The organism is Streptomyces sp. NBC_00425 (assembly GCF_036030735.1).
In the GTDB taxonomy this organism is placed as follows: domain Bacteria; phylum Actinomycetota; class Actinomycetes; order Streptomycetales; family Streptomycetaceae; genus Streptomyces.
In genome coordinates this window covers 3328142-3346798 of sequence record NZ_CP107928.1, presented here as the reverse complement: position 1 = coordinate 3346798, position 18657 = coordinate 3328142, and the positions used below count along the sequence as shown (strand labels likewise).

The window sequence follows — 18657 nt, the reverse complement described above, 5'->3', positions numbered from 1 at the left end:
TGAAGGACAACCACTCATGACGACGCCCACGATCGAGCTCAAGCCCTCCGCCAGTCCCACCTCCGCCGCCGAGCGGCAGGCGATCCTGGCGAACCCCGGCTTCGGCCGCCACTTCACCGACCACATGGTGACGATCAAGTGGACCGAGGGCCGCGGCTGGCACGACGGCCAGCTCGTTCCGTACGCGCCGATCCCCCTCGACCCGGCCACGAACGTCCTGCACTACGCGCAGGAGATCTTCGAGGGCCTGAAGGCGTACCGCCGCCCCGACGGCTCCGTCGCCACCTTCCGGCCGGATCAGAACGCCAAGCGCTTCCAGCGCTCCGCCCGCCGGCTCGCCATGCCGGAGCTGCCGGTCGAGACGTTCATCGAGGCGTGCGACGCGCTCGTCGCCCAGGACCTGGACTGGGTGCCCGCGCACGGCGGCGAGGAGTCCCTCTACCTGCGGCCCTTCATGATCGCGACCGAGGTCGGCCTGGGCGTCAAGCCCGCCAACGAGTACCTCTTCCTCGTCATCGCCTCACCGGCCGGCGCCTACTTCCCCGGCGGCGTGAAGCCGGTCTCCATCTGGGTCTCCGAGGACCACGTGCGCGCCGTCCCCGGCGGCATGGGCGACGCCAAGACGGGCGGCAACTACGCCGCCTCGCTGCTCGCCCAGGCCGAGGCCGCCGCGCAGGGCTGCGCCCAGGTCTGCTACCTCGACGCGGTCGAGCGCAAGTGGGTCGAGGAGCTCGGCGGCATGAACCTGTACTTCGTGTACGGCGACAAGATCGTCACGCCGTCGCTCACCGGCTCCATCCTGGAGGGCGTCACCCGTGACAGCCTCCTCGCCGTCGCCCGCGACCTGGGCTACGAGGCCGCGGAGGGCCGCATCTCCGTCGACCAGTGGCAGCAGGACTCCGCCGACGGCACCCTGACGGAGGTCTTCGCCTGCGGCACCGCCGCCGTGATCACTCCGGTCGGCACGGTCAAGCGCACCGGCGGCGAGTGGCGGCAGTCGGGCGGCGAGCCCGGCGAGGTCACCCTCAGGCTGCGGCAGGCCCTGCTGGACATCCAGCGCGGCACGGCCGAGGACAAGCACGGCTGGATGCACCGGCTGGGCTGACCCGCCGCAGGCCCCACCGCCGGGGCCGGGCCGCGCCGCACGCCCCACCGCCGGGGCCGGGCCGCGCCGGACGTCACGTCCGGCGCGGCCCGGCCGCTTTCCGCGGTCCGGTGGGCGTCCCCGGGCCGACGTCCGAGCACACGCCGCTCGCATCCTGAGACACCGGGTGAGCACCCGGACGGACTGTGCCAGACTTCCCCCGTGCTCTCGTTCGCCACGATTATTGGCAGCAGGCGCGCCGGTCCGCAGTGACCGCCACGTACGACCAGGTACGGGCGGCCCTCGTCGTCCTCGACCCGCGCGCAGACCTCTCGCACCCGCGAGGGGTTTTTCGCTTTTCTGGCACCACCCACAGCCGGGAGCGAGAGCGCGAGGGAGCATGGGGGGATGGTGGAGCCGGTCATTCCGGTAACGACCGAGGTCCAACACAGGAGTCTTCAGACCATGACCGCAACCAGCGAACTCGACGATTCGTTCCACGTCTTCGACACCACCCTGCGGGACGGCGCCCAGCGTGAGGGCATCAACCTCACCGTCGCCGACAAGCTGGCCATCGCCCGTCACCTGGACGACTTCGGAGTGGGCTTCATCGAGGGCGGCTGGCCCGGCGCCAACCCGCGCGACACCGAGTTCTTCGCCCGCGCGCAGGAGGAGATCGACTTCAGGCACGCCCAGCTGGTCGCCTTCGGCGCGACCCGCCGGGCCGGCGCGAAGGCCGCGGAGGACCCGCAGGTCAGGGCGCTGCTGGAGTCGGGCGCGGGAGTGATCACCCTGGTCGCGAAGTCCCACGACCGGCACGTGGAGCTGGCCCTGCGCACCACGCTGGACGAGAACCTGGCCATGGTGAGCGACACCGTGTCCTTCCTGAAGGACGAGGGCCGCCGGGTCTTCGTCGACTGCGAGCACTTCTTCGACGGCTACCGCGCGAACCCCGAGTACGCGAAGGCGGTCGTGCGGGCCGCGGCGGAGGCCGGCGCCGACGTGGTCGTGCTGTGCGACACCAACGGCGGCATGCTCCCGGGGCAGGTGCAGGCGGTCGTCTCCACCGTCCTCGCCGACACCGGCGCCCGGCTCGGCATCCACGCCCAGGACGACACCGGCTGCGCGGTGGCGAACACCCTGGCCGCGGTGGACGCGGGCGCGACGCACGTGCAGTGCACGGCGAACGGCTACGGCGAGCGGGTCGGCAACGCGAACCTCTTCCCGGTGGTCGCGGCCCTGGAGCTGAAGTACGGCAAGAAGGTGCTGCCCGAGGGGCGGCTGCGCGAGATGACCCGTATCTCGCACGCGATCGCCGAGGTCGTCAACCTCACCCCGTCCACGCACCAGCCGTACGTCGGCGTCTCGGCCTTCGCCCACAAGGCCGGTCTGCACGCCTCGGCCATCAAGGTCGACCCCGACCTGTACCAGCACATCGACCCCGAGCAGGTCGGCAACACCATGCGGATGCTGGTGTCCGACATGGCCGGGCGGGCCTCGGTCGAGCTCAAGGGCAAGGAGCTCGGCGTCGACCTCGGAGGCGACCGCGAACTGGTCGGCCGGGTCGTCGAGCGGGTCAAGGAGCGCGAACTGAGGGGCTACACCTACGAGGCGGCGGACGCGTCCTTCGAGCTGCTGCTGCGCGCGGAGGTCGAGGGCAGGCCGCTGAAGTACTTCGAGGTGGAGTCCTGGCGGGCCATCGTGGAGGACCGCCCCGACGGCAGCCACGCCAACGAGGCCACCGTCAAGCTCTACGCCAAGGGCGAGCGGATCGTCGCCACGGCGGAGGGCAACGGCCCGGTCAACGCTCTCGACCGCGCGCTGCGGGTGGCGCTGGAGAAGATCTACCCGCAGCTGGCCAAGCTCGAGCTGGTCGACTACAAGGTCCGCATCCTCGAGGGCGTCCACGGCACCCAGTCCACCACCCGCGTCCTGATCTCCACGACGGACGGTGCGGGGGAGTGGTCCACGGTCGGCGTCGCGGAGAACGTGATCGCCGCGTCCTGGCAGGCCCTGGAGGACGCGTACACCTACGGACTCCTCAGGGCGAGCGTGACGCCGGCGGAGTGACCGAGGCCGACGGGACGTCCCGGCGGCGCAGGGGGGCCGGGACGTCCCGCTGTCCTGACGGGACGTCTTGACGGCGGTGTGCGACGCCAGTTAACTCACGGCGTGATCTAAGCCATGAGTGAACCGCGCGAGCTCGACGTGCCCCGACGTGTCCCAGAGACCCGAGAGCCGAGGGAAGGTCTATGCCAAGGGATCGGTCCGTACCGAGAACGGCCCTGCTCGTCTCCACCGCTTTGTTCGCCGCCCTGCTGACACCGGCCGCCTCCCGCGCCGCCGACGACCCCGCCCCCGCCGCCGTCGACCGTTTCGAGGGCGAGGTGCCGTTCGCCGCCCAGCCCGCCGAAGGCATCTTCACCTGGGGCAGCGACGCCGACGACCCGCCCACGCTGCGGCTCGCGGAACGCCCCGACGCCCCCGACGGGCAGAAGGTTCTCGCCGGCGCCTACGCCATCAGCGGCTGGGGCGGCTTCACCCACGACTACGCCGCCACCGGACCCGCCCACGACTGGTCCGCCCACCGCGGCATCCGGTTCTGGTGGGAGGGCCGGGGCACCGGCGGCACGGTCGGCTTCGAGATCAAGGACGGCGGCGCCCACGGCGAGGCGTCCGAGCTGTGGACGACCTCGTTCACCGACGACTTCACCGGCTGGAAGCGGATCGAGATCCCCTTCTCCGACTTCGTCTACCGCACCGACTACCAGCCCGTCGGCGGCATCGACCAGATCCTCGGCCTCACGCAGATGTGGGGTTACGCCGTCACCCTGCCCACCGGCGGAGGCGGCGTGTTCGCCATGGACGGCGTGGAGCTGTACGGCCGGGCCGACCAGGCGCTGCGCGCGTCCGTGACCACCGACGCCGCCGTCCACCCGGTGAAGGAGGGCGCCTCGGCCGCCGTCCGCGTCACCCTCGCCACCACCGGCGCGGCCCCCGTCGACCAGCCGGTGACCGTCGCCTACCGGACCGCGGGCGGCACCGCGTCCGCCGGCGCCGACTACACGCCGGTCTCCGGCACGGTCACCTTCCCCGCGGGCACCGCGTCCGGCGCCTCCCGCACGATCGAGGTCCGAACCCTCAAGGACCGCACCGCCGAGCCCGCCGAGACCGTCCCGCTGGAACTGACCGTCACCGGCGCCAAGCCGCCCGCCGAGACCCCGCAGGTCGTCGTCGACGCGCACGGGCTGCCGTACCTGAACGCCAGGCTGCCGGTGAAACAGCGCGTGAAGGACCTGCTCTCCCGGATGTCCCTGGAGGAGAAGGCAGGCCAGACCACCCAGGCCGAACGCGGCGCGATGACCGCCCCCGCCGACATCGCCGGCTACGGCCTCGGCTCGCTCCTCTCCGGCGGCGGCTCCACCCCGACGCCCAACACCGCGCAGGCCTGGGCGAAGATGATCGACGCCTTCCAGCTCCGGGCACAGGCGACCCGCTTCCAGATCCCGCTGATCTACGGCGTGGACGCGGTGCACGGGCACAACAACCTGGCCGGCGCCACGGTCATGCCGCACAACATCGGCATCGGCGCGACCCGGGACCCCCGCATCGCCCAGCGCACCGGTGCGGTCACCGCCGCCGAGGTCCGGGCCACCGGAGTCCCCTGGGACTTCGAGCCCTGCCTCTGCGTCACCCGCGACGAACGCTGGGGCCGCTCCTACGAGGCCTTCGGCGAGGACCCGGCGCTGGTGAAGTCCATGGAGACGGTGATCCAGGGCCTCCAGGGGGCCCGCGACGGCCGCGACCTCAAGAACGCCGACAAGGTCCTGGCCACCGCCAAGCACTTCGTCGGCGACGGCGGCACCACCTACGGCTCCTCGACCACCGGCACGTACACCATCGACCAGGGCGTCACCGAGGTCACCCGGCGGCAGCTGGAGGCCGTCCACCTCGCGCCGTACCAGGAGGCGGTCGACCGGGGCGTCGGCACGGTCATGCCGTCGTACTCCTCCCTCGACATCGCGGGCGACGGCCGGGGCCCGGTGAAGATGCATGCCCGCGCCGACCTGCTGGGCGGCGTCCTGAAGGGCCGGATGGGCTTCGACGGCTTCGTGATCAGCGACTGGAACGCCATCGACCAGCTGCCGGGGGACTACGCCTCACGCGTGCGCGCAGCCGTCGGCGCCGGCGTCGACATGATGATGGTGCCGTACGGCTACAAGGAGTACAGCACCACCCTGATCGCCGAGGTGAAGGCCGGCCGCGTCAGCGAACGGCGGCTCGACGACGCCGTCTCCCGCATCCTCGCCCAGAAGTTCCGCCTCGGTCTGTTCGAGCGGCCGTACGCGGACACTGGCGGCGCCTCCCGCATCGGGTCCGCCGCCCACCGCGACGTCGCGCGGGCCGCGGCCGCCGCCTCGCAGGTGCTGCTGAAGAACGACGGCGGAGTGCTGCCCCTCAGGAAGGGCCAGAAGGTCTACGTGGCCGGCTCCAACGCCGACGACATCGGCAACCAGACCGGCGGCTGGACGATCACCTGGCAGGGCGCGTCCGGTGACATCACCCCCGGCACCACGATCCTCGAGGGCATGCGCAGCGCGGGCGGTGCGATCACGTACTCCAAGGACGCCTCCGCTCCCCTGGCCGGCCATGACGTCGGCGTGGTCGTGGTGGGCGAGACGCCGTACGCCGAGGGCGTCGGCGACGTCGGCAACGGCCACGACCTGGAGCTGAGCCCCGCCGACCGGGCGGCCGTGGACCGGGTGTGCGCCGCGATGACGTGCGCGGTGCTGGTCGTCTCCGGGCGCCCGCAGCTGATCGGCGACCGGCTCGGGGAGATCGACGCCCTGGTCGCGAGCTGGCTGCCGGGCACCGAGGGCGACGGAGTGGCCGACGTGCTCTACGGCCGGCGTGCCTTCACCGGCCGGCTCCCGGTCACCTGGCCGCGCTCCGAGGCCCAGCTGCCGATCAACGTCGGCGACACGGCCTACGACCCGCAGTACCCGTACGGCTGGGGCCTGACGACGCTGACCAGGATCCCGCAGGGCGGTGACGCCACCCTGAAGGCGCTCCGCCTCGCCGCCACCGCCGCCGAGCGCGCGGGCGCGGGCGAGGCCGGCCGGGCCCTGGTGACCAGAGCCCGGCTGATCGTCCAGCAGAAGGCCGGTGACAGCCTCACGGCACGGGTGGCGAAGCCCTTCGCCGACGCGGACCATCTGCTGCTGACCGGCCGATACGGGGCGGCGGTGGAGAAGCTGACGGAGGCGTACCGGGCGGCCTGAGTCCGCTCGACGCCGCACACGGCCGACCGGTTCGGTGGGCTTCGGGTAGTTTCGACATATGAAGGTCGTGTCGTCGGCCCGGAGCCTGCTCGTGTGGGTGGCCGCGCTCGTGCTCGCCGCCTTGGCCCTGCCGGCGGCGGGCGCCCCGCGCGCCGAGGCGGCCACCAGCGTGTCGGCCGTCGCCGAGGCCCTCCGCGAGAGCCCGGTCTACGTCGACCCCGAGGCGAGCGGGCAGCTGTCCCAGGCGGACGCGCACGCCCTCCAGCAGCAGATCGAGCACGCCGGCAAACCGCTGTTCATCGCCGTCCTGCCGGCCGGCTACCCCACGGCGGACCTCTTCACGGACCTGCGCACCGCCACCGGAGTCACCGGCGCGTACGCGATCCGCCTCGGCGACCGCTTCGACGCCCGCGCCGACTCCTCGGTGCTCTCCCGCACGGCCGTCCGGAACCTGGTCACCAGCGTCCGCCCGGAGAGTGACGCCCGGACCCAGCTGGCCGACTTCACCGACCGCGCCCTGGTGAACATGGGCGGTTCGGCCCCCGCGAGCTGGGGCTCCTCGGACCACGGCGGCGGGGTCTCGCAGACCGCGCTGATCACGGCGGGCGTGGTGCTGGCGGCGGGCGGGGCCGGCGCGTACACGCTGGTGCGCCGCAACCGCCGGCGGCGCGCGGCCGAACAGCGGGCAGCCCTCGACCGGCTGCGGGTCGTCGTGGACGAGGACATCACCGCGTTCGGCGAGGAACTCGACCGGCTGGACTTCCACCCGGCCGAGCCGGGCGCGGACGACGCCATGCGCGCCGACTACGAACGCTCCCTGGACGCCTACGAACAGGCGAAGTCGGCCATGGCGTCGGCCGCGCGACCGGAGGACGTCCGCGGTGTCACCGAGGCCCTGGAGGACGGCCGCTTCTCCCTCGCCCTGCTCGCCGCCCGCCGGGAGGGACGGTCGCTGCCCGAACGCCGTCCGCCCTGCTTCTTCGACCCCCGGCACGGTCCCTCGGTCGGCGACGCGACCTGGACGCCGCCCGGCGGGGCCACCCGCGAGGTCCCGGTCTGCGCGGCGGACGCGACCCGGCTGGCCGACGGGCGCGACCCGGTGATCCGCGAGGTCGACAGCGACTACGGCCGCCGCCCGTACTGGGAGGCGGGTCCGGCCTACGGCCCCTGGGCGGGCGGCTACTTCGGCGGCGGCATCCTGCCCGGTCTCCTCGTCGGCACCATGCTCGGCTCGATGATGGCCGCCCCGTCCTACGCCTACGACTACGGCGCCGGATACGGCGACTTCGGCGGCGGCCACGACGGCGGCGACGTCTCCGGTGCCGACTTCGACCCCGGAGACTTCGGCGGCTTCGGCGACGGCGGGGGAGGGGACTTCGGCGGGGGCGGCGGGGGCGACTTCGGCGGAGGCTTCTGACCGCCCGACATGCCTGTCGCCCGGCAGCGCCGGTCGCCTCACGCCGGGCGCCCGACGCCTGCCGCCTCGGCATCCCCGCTCTTCCCGGGACCGAACTAGGTCGGGATCTGGCCTATTCCGCGCCTACGGTGGCTCCATGCCCGCAGGAGCCGGTACCACCGCAGCGCCGCCGTCGTCGCAAGCCCTCTTCTTCGCCTCGGCCGACGCCCTCGACGCCTGGCTCACCGCGCACCCGGCGCCACACCCGGGCCTGTGGGTGAAGGTCGCGAAGAAGGGTGCCGGCGTGGTCTCGGCCGACGCGGGGGATGTCAACGACGTGGCCCTGTGCCACGGGTGGATCACCGGGCACCGCAAGGGGCTCGACGCCGTCCACTACCTCCAGCGGATCACGCCGCGGCGCCCGGGCAGCCACTGGTCGGCGGTCAACGTGCGGCGCGTCGAGGAGCTGACGGCGCAGGGCCGGATGCGGCCGGCCGGTCTCGCCGAGGTGGCCGCCGCCGGGGCCGACGGGCGGTGGGCGGCGGCGTACGCCTCGCAGAAGGAGGCGGCCGTACCGCAGGAGCTGCTGACCGCGCTGGAAGCGCATCCGGGCGCCGCGGCGGTGTTCGACGGGATGGGCCGCACCGACCGCTATCTCGTGATGCTGGCGCTGCTGCGGGCCCGCACCCCGCGGAGCCGGCAGGCGCAGGCGGCGGCCGCCGTCGCGAAACTCGAGGCGGCCTCCGGGAACTCGTGAACCGGCGCTGCGTCCCGCACCGACGTGCCCGGTCCCGCACGGCCGGCGTCGGTCCTGCGCCGCCGCTCTCCGTCCCGCACGGCCGGCCTCAGTCCTGCGCCGCCGCCTTCGCGAAGTCCAGCAGGCCGTCGAAGTCGATCGCGCCGGGGTCGCCGTGCGTGTTCTCGGGAACGTGCATGTGTCCGCACACGCCCTTGAACGCGTTCCAGCGCTCCCCGCTCATCCGCTGGCCGCCGCCGTTCCCCGCCGACTTGGGGTAGGCGGGCCACAGCGCCGGGCCGCGCAGCGGCACATGGTGGTGGATGTTCATCCACGCCAGGTACTGGGCGACGGCGCGCAGCGCCCACTCCGGGGCCTTGGGCCAGTAGACGTGCGCCTGGCCGCGGGCCGTCCACTTGGCGTGCAGGCTCGGATCGCAGGTGCCGAGGAGTTCCACCTGGCAGACGTTCAGCGTGTTCGTCTCGACGCCCCCGCGCAGGTTGGCCAGCGCGCGCGAGGAGATGTCGATCTCGAAGTGCTGGTACCACTTCAGCTTCCTGGCGGCGACGTCCGGCACCGCCGTCAGGTTGGGCGCGACGGAGCCGCCCTGGTAGTCGGGCAACGAGCGGCCCTCGGTGGTGTGCAGAACGACGACGTTGACCTCCATGCGGTCGCCGCCGAAGTCGTCCTGGTACCAGTGGTCGCGGTTCGCGCCGGGGTAGTGCTGGGGTCCGGTCCTGGTGCTCATACCTCGTGACTGTGACACAAGGCACAAATCGGGGCCGGAAGCTCTTCGCTTCCGGCCCCTTTCTGCCGTTTTCCTCCGTATCGGGTCAAGCGCTTACGCGTTCTTGATCGCCGAGATGTCGAAGTTCAGCTTGATCTTGTCCGAGACCAGCACGCCACCCGTCTCCAGTGCCGCGTTCCAGGTCAGACCCCACTCCGAGCGCAGGATCTCGGCCTTGCCCTCGAAGCCGACGCGCTCGTTGCCGAACGGGTCCTTCGCGGCGCCGTTGAACTCCAGGTCGATGGTGAGCGGCTTGGTGACGCCGAGGATGCTCAGGTCGCCGGTGACGCGGTAGTCGTCGCCGCCGGCGGACTCGACGGACGTGGAGCGGAAGGTCATCGCCGGGAACTCGTCGGTCTTGAAGAAGTCGGCGCTCTTGAGGTGGCCGTCGCGGTCGGCCGACCCGGTGTCGATGCTGTCCATGCTGACGTCGATGGAGGCGGTGGACCGGGACGGTTCGGCGCCGTCCAGCTGCAGCGAGCCGCTGAAGTCGTTGAACTTGCCCTTGACGTTCGTGACCATCGCGTGCCGGGCCACGAAGCCGATCGTCGAGTGCGCCGGGTCGATCGTGTACGTGCCGGTCAGTGCGGCGAGCTCCGGGCTCACCGTGGCGACGGCGGCGGCGGTGGAGTCGGCGGTGTTCTTGCGGCCGAAGATGCTCATGGGATGCTCCTTGGGGACGGGGAAGATCCAGTTTGTTTAACCTTCAATCACTCCCAACGTAGGCGGTCGCGAACCTATTCCACGGGGGCGGCCCGACTTCCCGCATCACCCGACCGGCCGAAGCCGAAGCGCGTCGCGGACCCGGGATGTGAGGCGAATCGCACTCACGGTCTTTGTGCGACCCCTACAAGCGCCAGGCCCTCTGAGCAGTCGGAACGGCTGCACACCGGCCGGGTTCTGTTCGGTGGTACCAGGAAAACGCTCCGGAGACTGTACGGAGTCGACGTCTCCCTTTCCTTGGCGGGCTTCGTAAGGTCGCTACATGACCGTTTTGGAAGAGACGACGGGCGAGCAGACCGCAGAGCCTTCGGAGCCCACGGACGCGCGCGGCCGGGTGGCCGAGCTGCACGAGATCCGTGCGCAGGCTCTGGCCGGTCCGAGCGAGAAGGCGACCCAGGCGCAGCACGCCAAGGGCAAGCTGACCGCCCGGGAGCGGATCGAGCTGCTCCTGGACCCGGGGTCCTTCCAGGAGGTCGAGCAGCTGCGCCGGCACCGGGCGAGCGGCTTCGGCCTCGAGGCGAAGAAGCCGTTCACCGACGGTGTGATCACCGGCTGGGGCACGGTGGAGGGCCGCACGGTCTTCGTCTACGCCCACGACTTCCGCATCTTCGGCGGCGCGCTGGGCGAGGCCCACGCCACGAAGATCCACAAGATCATGGACATGGCCATCGCGGCCGGTGCTCCGCTGGTGTCGCTCAACGACGGCGCCGGCGCCCGTATCCAGGAGGGCGTGTCCGCGCTCGCCGGGTACGGCGGCATCTTCCAGCGCAACACCAAGGCCTCCGGCGTCATCCCGCAGATCTCCGTGATGCTCGGCCCGTGCGCGGGCGGCGCGGCCTACAGCCCCGCCCTGACCGACTTCGTGTTCATGGTCCGCGAGACCTCGCAGATGTTCATCACCGGCCCGGACGTCGTCAAGGCGGTCACCGGCGAGGAGATCACGCAGAACGGCCTCGGCGGCGCCGACGTGCACGCCGAGACCTCGGGCGTCTGCCACTTCGCCTACGACGACGAGGAGACGTGCATCGCCGAGGTGCGCTACCTCCTGTCGATGCTGCCGCAGAACAACCGCGAGAACCCCCCGCGCGCCGAGGCCGGCGACCCCGCCGACCGCCGCGGCGACGTCCTGCTCGACCTGGTCCCGGCCGACGGCAACCGCCCGTACGACATGACCAAGGTCATCGAGGAGATCGTCGACGACGGCGACTACCTCGAGGTCCACGAGCGCTGGGCGCGCAACATCATCTGCGCGCTGGCCCGGCTGGACGGCCAGGTCGTGGGCATCGTCGCCAACCAGCCCCAGTCCCTGGCCGGCGTGCTGGACATCGAGGCCTCCGAGAAGGCCGCGCGGTTCGTGCAGATGTGCGACGCCTTCAACATCCCGATCGTCACCCTGCTGGACGTCCCCGGCTTCCTGCCCGGCGTCGACCAGGAGCACGGCGGCATCATCCGCCACGGCGCGAAGCTGCTGTACGCCTACTGCAACGCGACCGTCCCCCGTATCTCGCTCATCCTGCGCAAGGCCTACGGCGGCGCCTACATCGTCATGGACAGCCAGTCCATCGGCGCGGACCTCACGTACGCGTGGCCGACCAACGAGATCGCCGTCATGGGCGCCGAGGGCGCGGCCAACGTCATCTTCCGGCGGCAGATCGCCGGCGCGGAGGACCCCGACGCCATGCGGGCCCGCATGGTCAAGGAGTACAAGTCCGAGCTGATGCACCCGTACTACGCGGCCGAGCGCGGCCTCGTCGACGACGTGATCGACCCGGCGCAGACCCGCGAGATCCTGATCCGCTCGCTGGCGATGCTCCAGTCGAAACACGCCGACCTGCCTTCCCGCAAGCACGGCAACCCTCCGCAGTAACCCGGCGGACCCCTCGCGGTACCCCTGCGGAAACCTCATCCACGGAGACTGAGACCCATGAACACTCCCGACATCCGCGTCGAGAAGGGCCACGCCGAGCCCGAGGAAGTCGCCGCCATCACGGCGATCCTCCTGGCCCGCGCGGCCGCCCGCACCTCCGAGCCCGCTCCGGACCGTCGTGGCCGCCACAAGGCGGGCTGGCGCCGCCTGGAGCGCGAGGGCGGCTTCCGCGCCCCGCACAGCTGGCACTGACCTCCCGGCACGCAGAAGGGCCCCTCTCCACGAGAGGGGCCCTTCTGCATACCCGGGGGCACGAGGACTGCGCGACCGACCGGCCACCGACTGCCCCGCACACGGCTCACCACCGTCCGGGGCAGCCCAGCGGCCGCACGAACGCCTACCGCAACCGCGCCATCAACGCATGCTCGACGAGCGTGATGAGCGCGGACTTCGCGTCGGCGCGGTGGCGGGCGTCCGTCGTGATGATGGGGGTGTCGGGGCCGATCTGCAGCGCCTCGCGCACCTCGTCCGGGTTGTACGGCTGGTTGCCGTCGAAGCCGTTGAGGGCGATCACGAAGGGGAGACCCGAGTTCTCGAAGTAGTCGACCGCGGGGAAGCAGTCGGCGAGACGGCGGGTGTCGACGAGCACGATCGCGCCGATGGCGCCGCGCACCAGGTCGTCCCACATGAACCAGAAGCGGTCCTGGCCGGGCGTGCCGAACAGGTACAGGATCAGGTCCTGGTCCAGGGTGATGCGGCCGAAGTCCATGGCGACCGTGGTGGTCGTCTTGTCCCCGGTGTGGGTGAGGTCGTCGATGCCCGCCGACGCGGACGTCATGACGGCCTCGGTGCGCAGCGGATTGATCTCCGAAACAGCCCCGACGAACGTGGTCTTGCCCACGCCGAAGCCGCCCGCCACCACGATCTTCGCGGAAGTGGTGGAGCGGGAGGGACCCCCGCTAGAGCTTGCGAAGTCCACTGAGCACCCTTTCGAGCAGTGTCACGTCTGGCTGGCCGCCGGCGCTCTCGTCGCCGCCGGGCTGATGGATGGCGACCAGTCCCGCTTCCGCCAGGTCGGCGACGAGGATCCTGGCCACACCGAGAGGGATGGTCAGCAGCGCCGAGATCTCGGCGACCGACTTGATCTCTCGGCAGAGGTTGCAGATCCGCTGATGCTCGGGCAGCTGGCCCTGCATCTGATGCGGCTGCGCGGTGGTGTGCACCAGCGCCTCGATGGCGAGCTGGTACCGCGGGCGGGTCCGGCCACCGGTCATGGCGTACGGACGCACCAGCGGGTTGTTCGACGAGCCGGCGGGCGCCGGCTCCGGGGAGCGGCGATGCGGCTGCACCGGCTGGATGCGCGGCGCATGCGGCTGGTCGTACGGGGACGGCCCCGGGCCCTGCGGCCCCTGAGGCGTGTACGGCCGCTGCTGGCTGGGCGCGGAGGGGAAGCTGTAACGGTTCGGGTTCTGGGTACCGTCGTTCTGGCCCTGGGCAGGACCGTACGACCAGTTGCCCGAATGCGAACCGCCTGGGGGTGTTGCCACTCTCTCTCCTCCTCCGACTGTGCCCTGGCACCCATCACGTGGAGCCGCGTCCCGAAACACTACGGCCTCGGGACGCCAAAACGCACCGTCCGTTTGTTAGTTGAGAAGGCTCCCTTGGAGCTCTGCTCGAAGGTCGGGCGTCAGGACCGAACCGGCCCGGTCCACCAGAAGGGCCATCTCGTACCCAATGAGACCGATGTCCGCCTCCGGGTGTGCGAGCACGGCGAGCGAGGAACCGTCGGACACGGACATGATGAACAGGAATCCCCGCTCCATCTCCACAACCGTCTGATTCACGCTGCCTCCCTCGAAGATCCGGGAAGCGCCTGCCGTCAGGGACGTCAGACCTGAGGCGACGGCCGCGAGCTGGTCGGCACGGTCGCGGGGGAAGCCTTCGGACATCGCCAGAAGGAGTCCGTCGGCGGAGACCACCACCGTGTGGGACACCCCCGGGGTGTTGTCCACGAAGTTGGTGATCAACCAGTTCAGGTTCTGTGCCGCCTGGCTCATCGGGCTCACACTAACGCTCCTGGTTGTAGGTGCTGTCAGGCCCACTGTGATGGTTCCCAGTGGCCTGGCCGTTCGTTTCACTGCTTCCTGCGTTGCGACCGCGCTGGACGCCGCGACGCAGGTTGCTCAACCTGCCTCGGACGTCCTCCGGGGCGCGGGAGACCTGTGGGCCCCCCTGGGGGGTGCTCTCGGCGGCGCCTTCGATCAGGTTGGCCTTGGGCACCCGCCGCGGCAGACCGGAGGAGGTGACCCCACCCGCCTTGGGCTTCTTCAGAGCGGAGGCCTGCTGCCAGCGCTCGTCGTTCGCCGACCGCCAGATGTCGCCGCCGCCGTTGCTCTCCGGAGAGGAGGCCGGCGCTTCCTGCTTCGTGGCGGGCCGTGCGCCGTTCGCGCCGCTTGCGGTGGATCCGCGGCGGGGCAGACCGGCTTCGGTCAGCGCGTGGGAGGCGGAGGAGCTCGATCCCGGACGGTCGAAGCCTACGCGGTTCTGCTCACCCGCGTCAGCGACCTGCGTGGATTCCGCTTCCGGAGCGTACTGGTCCGGGTAGCCGTTCTGGTAACCGTTGCCCTGACCGTTCTCCTTGGGCCAGTCGTCCTGGTAGGACTGCTGCTCCTCGTACGGCTGGAAGCCCTCGGACGGGGCCGGCACGGCCGCCGTCCGCTCCTCCTGGACGGGCTCCGCATACGCGGGGTCCGGGTAACCGCCGTTCGACGAGAAGCCGTCGCCCTGCGGACTGCCGTTCTGCGGGGCGAAGGAGTCGCTCTGCGGCCCTGCGCCGTTCGTCGAGAAGTACTGGTCGTCGTACGCCGGGCGCTGCTGCTCCTGGTACGCCGTCTGCTGGTCGAACGAGGCGGGCTGCTCGGCGTAGCCGGTCGCACCGTTGTCGTAGTGGCCCTGAGCGCCGTTGACCGCGGGGTCGTAGCCGTTCTGTCCGGCCTCGTAGCCCTGCTGCTGACGGCCGGTCTCGTAGTTCTCGCCGAAGGCGGCGGACTCCGCGGACCGGTGCGGCTGCGGGGACTGCTGGTCCGGCTGGCCCGTCTGCGACTCCAGGGCCGCCCGGCGCTCCTCGCGCATCAGCGACCGGCCCACCGGGTCCAGGTCGCGGATGTCGTCGGGGACCTCGTAGCGGCTGTCGTCGAAGCCGAGTTCGGCGGCGGTGCGCATCGGCAGACCGTTGTTGAAGTCCTCGCCGGCGCCGTAGTTCTGCTCCGGGATGATCTGCGAGACCGTGAACTCGTCGCGGTCCGGCTGGTGCTGCTGCTGTTCGCCGCCGCCACCGTGGGTGATGGCGTCCGGGAGCATGACCAGCGAGGTGGTGCCGGCCTGCTCGCCCGAGGGACGCAGCTGGACGCGGATGCCGTGCCGGTCGGACAGCCGGCCGACCACGAAGAGGCCCATGCGCTGCGAGATCGCGGCGTCCACGGTCGGCGGGTTGGCCAGCTTGTGGTTGATGTCCGCGAAGTCCTCGGCGGTCAGGCCGATGCCCTTGTCGTGGATCTCGATCATCACGCGGCCGTCGGGGAGACGGGTGGCGGTGACGCGGACCTTGGTCTGCGGGGAGGAGAACGTGGTGGCGTTCTCCAGCAGCTCGGCGAGCAGGTGCACGAGGTCGGTCACGGCGCGGCCGTGGATCTCGGCCTCCGGGACGCCCGACAGCTCGATGCGCTCGTACTGCTCCACCTCGGAGGAGGCGGCGCGCAGCACGTCGACCAGCGGGACCGGCTGGTCCCAGCGGCGGCCCGGCTCCTCGCCGGCGAGGACCAGGAGGTTCTCGCCGTTGCGGCGCATACGGGTCGCGAGGTGGTCCAGGCGGAAGAGGTTCTCCAGCTGGTCCGGGTCGGCCTCGTTGTTCTCCAGGTCGGTGATCAGGGTCAGCTGGCCCTCGATCAGGGACTGGTTGCGGCGCGACAGGTTGGTGAAGATCGCGTTGATGTTGCCCCGCAGCAGGGCCTGCTCGGCGGCGAGCCGGACGGCCTCGCGGTGGACCTGGTCGAAGGCGCGGGCGACCTCGCCGATCTCGTCCGTGGTGGTGATCGGGATCGGGGCGACCCGCGTGTCGACCCGGCCGGGGTCGGTGCGGGAGAGCTGGTCGACCAGCATCGGCAGGCGCTGTTCGGCGATGCCGAAGGCGGCGTTGCGCAGCTGGCGCATCGCGCGGCTCATCTGGCGGGCCACCGCGCCGGCGAGGATGAACGCCAGGAGCAGGGCCACGACCACGGCCGCGCCGGTGATGATCGCGGAGGTCTTCGCGTCGGCCGCGATGTCCGACGCCTCGGACACGGCCTTGTCGGTCAGATCCGACTCGATCTTCCGGTAGGCGTCGTACTTCAGCGTGGTGACCGCCCACCAGTTCTCCATGCTGATGCCCTTTTCGGCGAGGGCGGCGCGCTCGGCGCCGTCCCTGCTCTGCATCGTGGAGATGGCGACGACCATCGTCGTCGGGTTGGCGGGCGGCGGAACGTAGTCCGGGTTCTTCTGCTTCGCCTCGGCGGCCTGCGCGGCGCCGTCACTCTTGATCTGCGCCTCGGCGTCCTGCAGCTTCCGCGCGTCGGCCTCGGTGCCGCCGCCGACGTACTCCTCGATGGCGATGCCCTCGAGGTAGGCGTAGGAGGAGAGGGAGACCTTCTGCTTGGCGAAGTCGTCCGCCCGCGGGCCCGGCTTGATCAGCAGGTGCATGCCGATCGAGCGCTCCAGGGACATCGCGGCCTTGGTCAGCGAGATCGCGTAGACGGTGCGGCCGTAGGAGGTGATGTTTCCGGTGCCCAGACCGAGCTCGTTGGAGAACTCCATCAGGGGGTGCGCGATCGCGGTGTAGCCCTCTTCGGTCTGCACACCCGACAGCTTGGAGGTGTAGGCGGCCGCACGCAGCGGCGCCAGCTTGGTCTCCGCGTCCCGGAACAGCTTCAGCCGGCGCTCCAGACCGGCCTTCGCCGGCATGTTCTTCGCGGCCTCGTCGAAGGCGCCGGCCGCGTCGTCGGTGACCTTGCGGGCCTGGGTGACGATCGCGTCGTCCCGCTTGCCGGCGAGCAGGGGCGCGGCCGAGACGTCGCGCTCCTTGTAGATGGCGTCGCCGTAGCTCAGCGAGGCCCGCACCAGGCGCGCGGTGTTCTCCGCGTCCTCGGCCTCCTGCCAGGTGTCGATCGAGCTCTTCACCTGGAAGCCGCCCATGACCAGGCCGACCACCACGGGTATGAGCAGAATCGCGTTCAGCCGGGTCGGCACCCGCCAGTTGCGCGGGGAGAGACGGCTGCCGCTCTTGGCGGGCGCGGCCGTCGGCTCCGGGCCGGGCACATGGGCGGGCGCCGCTCCGCGCGGCGGCGGCGTGAAGTTGCCCCGGGCCGCAGGCTCGGGACTTTTCTTGCTTCGCCTCACTCGACCAACAACCTCTCGGCGGTCGGCACCTTCGTCGTGCCGCTGTGTCTCAGAGCCCGGTCAGCCATCGACCATGAGTACGTCATTGACTATTGGGCAGTTCAGGCATTCCAGCATGACGACCAGCCCTCTTCCAAACATGGGAAAGAGTTGGTTCGACGTGATGTAAACCCCAGATAAATCGGTCAAAAAGAACGAGCCCCGCCAAAAGACGGGGCCTTCGTGCGCACAGTGAGACCGAGTGACCGCGACGCGTGGCGGGACTCGCCGATTCCTCTGCCGAAACGTTATGAACACCGGAGCCGACCGTGTCAAAGCCCACAGCCGGCTCCAGGGTGCCTACGGCAACTGCTGTACGTCACCAGGTGCTTGAAAGTTACCGCAGTCGCGCCATCAGCGCGTGCTCGACCAGGGTGATCAGCGCGCTCTTGGCGTCCGAGCGATGCCGGGCGTCCGTCGTGATGATCGGGGTGTCCGGGCCGATCTGCAGCGCCTCGCGCACCTCTTCGGGCTGGTAGGGCTGCTGCCCGTCGAAGCCGTTGAGCGCGACCACGAACGGCAGACCGCTGTTCTCGAAGTAGTCGACCGCGGGGAAGCAGTCGGCCAGCCGCCGCGTGTCCACCAGAACCACCGCGCCGATGGCGCCGCGCACCAGGTCGTCCCACATGAACCAGAAGCGGTCCTGACCCGGCGTGCCGAACAGGTAGAGGATCAGGTCCTGGTCGAGCGTGATGCGGCCGAAGTCCATGGCCACCGTGGTGGTGGTCTTGTCCCCGGTGTGGGTGAGGTCGTCGATGCCCGCCGACGCGGACGTCATCACGGCCTCCGTGCGCAGCGGGTTGATCTCGGAGACGGCGCCCACGAACGTGGTCTTGCCCACGCCGAAGCCACCCGCCACCACGATCTTCGCGGAGGTGGTGGCCCGGCCTCCGTCAGAGCTTGCGAAGTCCACTGAGCACCCTTTCGAGCAGCGTCACGTCCGGAGCGCCACCGTTGTTCTCGTCGCCGCCCGGCTGGTGGATGGCCACCAGTCCGGCCTCGGCGAGGTCCGCGACGAGGATCCGCGCCACACCCAGCGGCATGGCCAGCAGCGCCGAGACCTCGGCGACCGACTTCACCTCGCGGCACAGGTGACAGATGCGCTGGTGCTCCGGGAGCAGCCCCATGAGCGCTGCCGGGTCGGCCGTGGTGCTGATCAGCGCCTCGATGGCGAGCTGATAGCGCGGCCGGGTCCGGCCACCGGTCATCGCGTACGGACGCACCAGCGGCTGGTCGCCCTCATCGCCGTACGGCTCCGCGTACGGATCATGATGGGCGGTGGGCGGGGTCATGGATCCTCCGGGCGGGACAGC

The 18657-nt window shown here is 71.0% G+C and carries 15 protein-coding genes; 7 read left to right on the top strand and 8 right to left on the bottom strand.

The window, feature by feature from the left end; genetic code table 11:
• The first annotated feature begins 16 nt into the window (after positions 1-16).
• The 5 genes from OHS82_RS14000 to OHS82_RS13980 all read left to right on the top strand — a co-directional run bounded on the left by OHS82_RS14000 (position 17) and on the right by OHS82_RS13980 (position 8519).
• Positions 17-1105, top strand: coding sequence for a branched-chain amino acid aminotransferase (locus tag OHS82_RS14000; RefSeq protein WP_057584966.1), 1089 nt, complete (start codon positions 17-19; stop codon positions 1103-1105).
• A gap of 444 nt (positions 1106-1549) precedes the next feature.
• A complete protein-coding gene (gene cimA / locus OHS82_RS13995; protein WP_328433943.1) occupies positions 1550-3154 on the top strand; it encodes a citramalate synthase in 1605 nt (534 codons plus the stop codon).
• 182 nt (positions 3155-3336) lie between these two features.
• Positions 3337-6366, top strand: coding sequence for a glycoside hydrolase family 3 protein (locus OHS82_RS13990; protein ID WP_328433942.1), 3030 nt, complete (start codon positions 3337-3339; stop codon positions 6364-6366).
• 58 nt (positions 6367-6424) lie between these two features.
• Positions 6425-7783, top strand: coding sequence for a hypothetical protein (locus OHS82_RS13985; protein ID WP_328433941.1), 1359 nt, complete (start codon positions 6425-6427; stop codon positions 7781-7783).
• Positions 7784-7919: 136 nt separating this feature from the next.
• The gene (locus tag OHS82_RS13980) at positions 7920-8519 is read left to right on the top strand and encodes a YdeI/OmpD-associated family protein (protein ID WP_328433940.1); all 600 of its coding nucleotides are present in this window, start codon (positions 7920-7922) and stop codon (positions 8517-8519) included.
• An 88-nt stretch (positions 8520-8607) separates the two neighbouring features.
• Here the strand turns inward: OHS82_RS13980 and OHS82_RS13975 are convergent, their stop codons facing one another.
• Both OHS82_RS13975 and OHS82_RS13970 read right to left on the bottom strand, forming a co-directional pair.
• Entirely contained in the window at positions 8608-9246 is a 639-nt protein-coding gene (locus tag OHS82_RS13975) for a hypothetical protein (RefSeq protein WP_328433939.1), read from the bottom strand.
• Between the two features lie 93 nt (positions 9247-9339).
• On the bottom strand, positions 9340-9948 hold the full coding sequence (locus OHS82_RS13970) for a YceI family protein (protein WP_057580468.1): 609 nt from the start codon (positions 9946-9948) through the stop codon (positions 9340-9342).
• A gap of 322 nt (positions 9949-10270) precedes the next feature.
• On the opposite strand from OHS82_RS13970, the gene OHS82_RS13965 reads away from it, so the two are divergent.
• A complete protein-coding gene (locus OHS82_RS13965; protein ID WP_057580469.1) occupies positions 10271-11875 on the top strand; it encodes an acyl-CoA carboxylase subunit beta in 1605 nt (534 codons plus the stop codon).
• A gap of 57 nt (positions 11876-11932) precedes the next feature.
• On the top strand, positions 11933-12127 hold the full coding sequence (locus OHS82_RS13960) for an acyl-CoA carboxylase subunit epsilon (protein WP_057580470.1): 195 nt from the start codon (positions 11933-11935) through the stop codon (positions 12125-12127).
• A gap of 145 nt (positions 12128-12272) precedes the next feature.
• Here the strand turns inward: OHS82_RS13960 and OHS82_RS13955 are convergent, their stop codons facing one another.
• The 6 genes from OHS82_RS13955 to OHS82_RS13930 all read right to left on the bottom strand — a co-directional run bounded on the left by OHS82_RS13955 (position 12273) and on the right by OHS82_RS13930 (position 18636).
• A complete protein-coding gene (locus tag OHS82_RS13955; RefSeq protein WP_026248371.1) occupies positions 12273-12854 on the bottom strand; it encodes a GTP-binding protein in 582 nt (193 codons plus the stop codon).
• Positions 12835-13422 (bottom strand): DUF742 domain-containing protein, encoded by a 588-nt coding sequence (locus tag OHS82_RS13950; RefSeq protein ID WP_057580471.1) that lies wholly within the window; start codon positions 13420-13422, stop codon positions 12835-12837. The genes OHS82_RS13955 and OHS82_RS13950 overlap by 20 nt, the downstream gene beginning before the upstream one ends.
• Before the next feature lie 96 nt (positions 13423-13518).
• The gene (locus tag OHS82_RS13945) at positions 13519-13932 is read right to left on the bottom strand and encodes a roadblock/LC7 domain-containing protein (protein ID WP_037781109.1); all 414 of its coding nucleotides are present in this window, start codon (positions 13930-13932) and stop codon (positions 13519-13521) included.
• Positions 13933-13942: 10 nt separating this feature from the next.
• Entirely contained in the window at positions 13943-17305 is a 3363-nt protein-coding gene (locus tag OHS82_RS13940) for a sensor histidine kinase (RefSeq protein WP_057580472.1), read from the bottom strand.
• 376 nt (positions 17306-17681) lie between these two features.
• Entirely contained in the window at positions 17682-18257 is a 576-nt protein-coding gene (locus OHS82_RS13935) for a GTP-binding protein (protein ID WP_030793795.1), read from the bottom strand.
• Complete coding sequence (locus OHS82_RS13930; protein ID WP_009190816.1) at positions 18238-18636, bottom strand: DUF742 domain-containing protein; 399 nt, start codon at positions 18634-18636, stop codon at positions 18238-18240. The genes OHS82_RS13935 and OHS82_RS13930 overlap by 20 nt, the downstream gene beginning before the upstream one ends.
• Between the last annotated feature and the right edge of the window lie 21 nt (positions 18637-18657).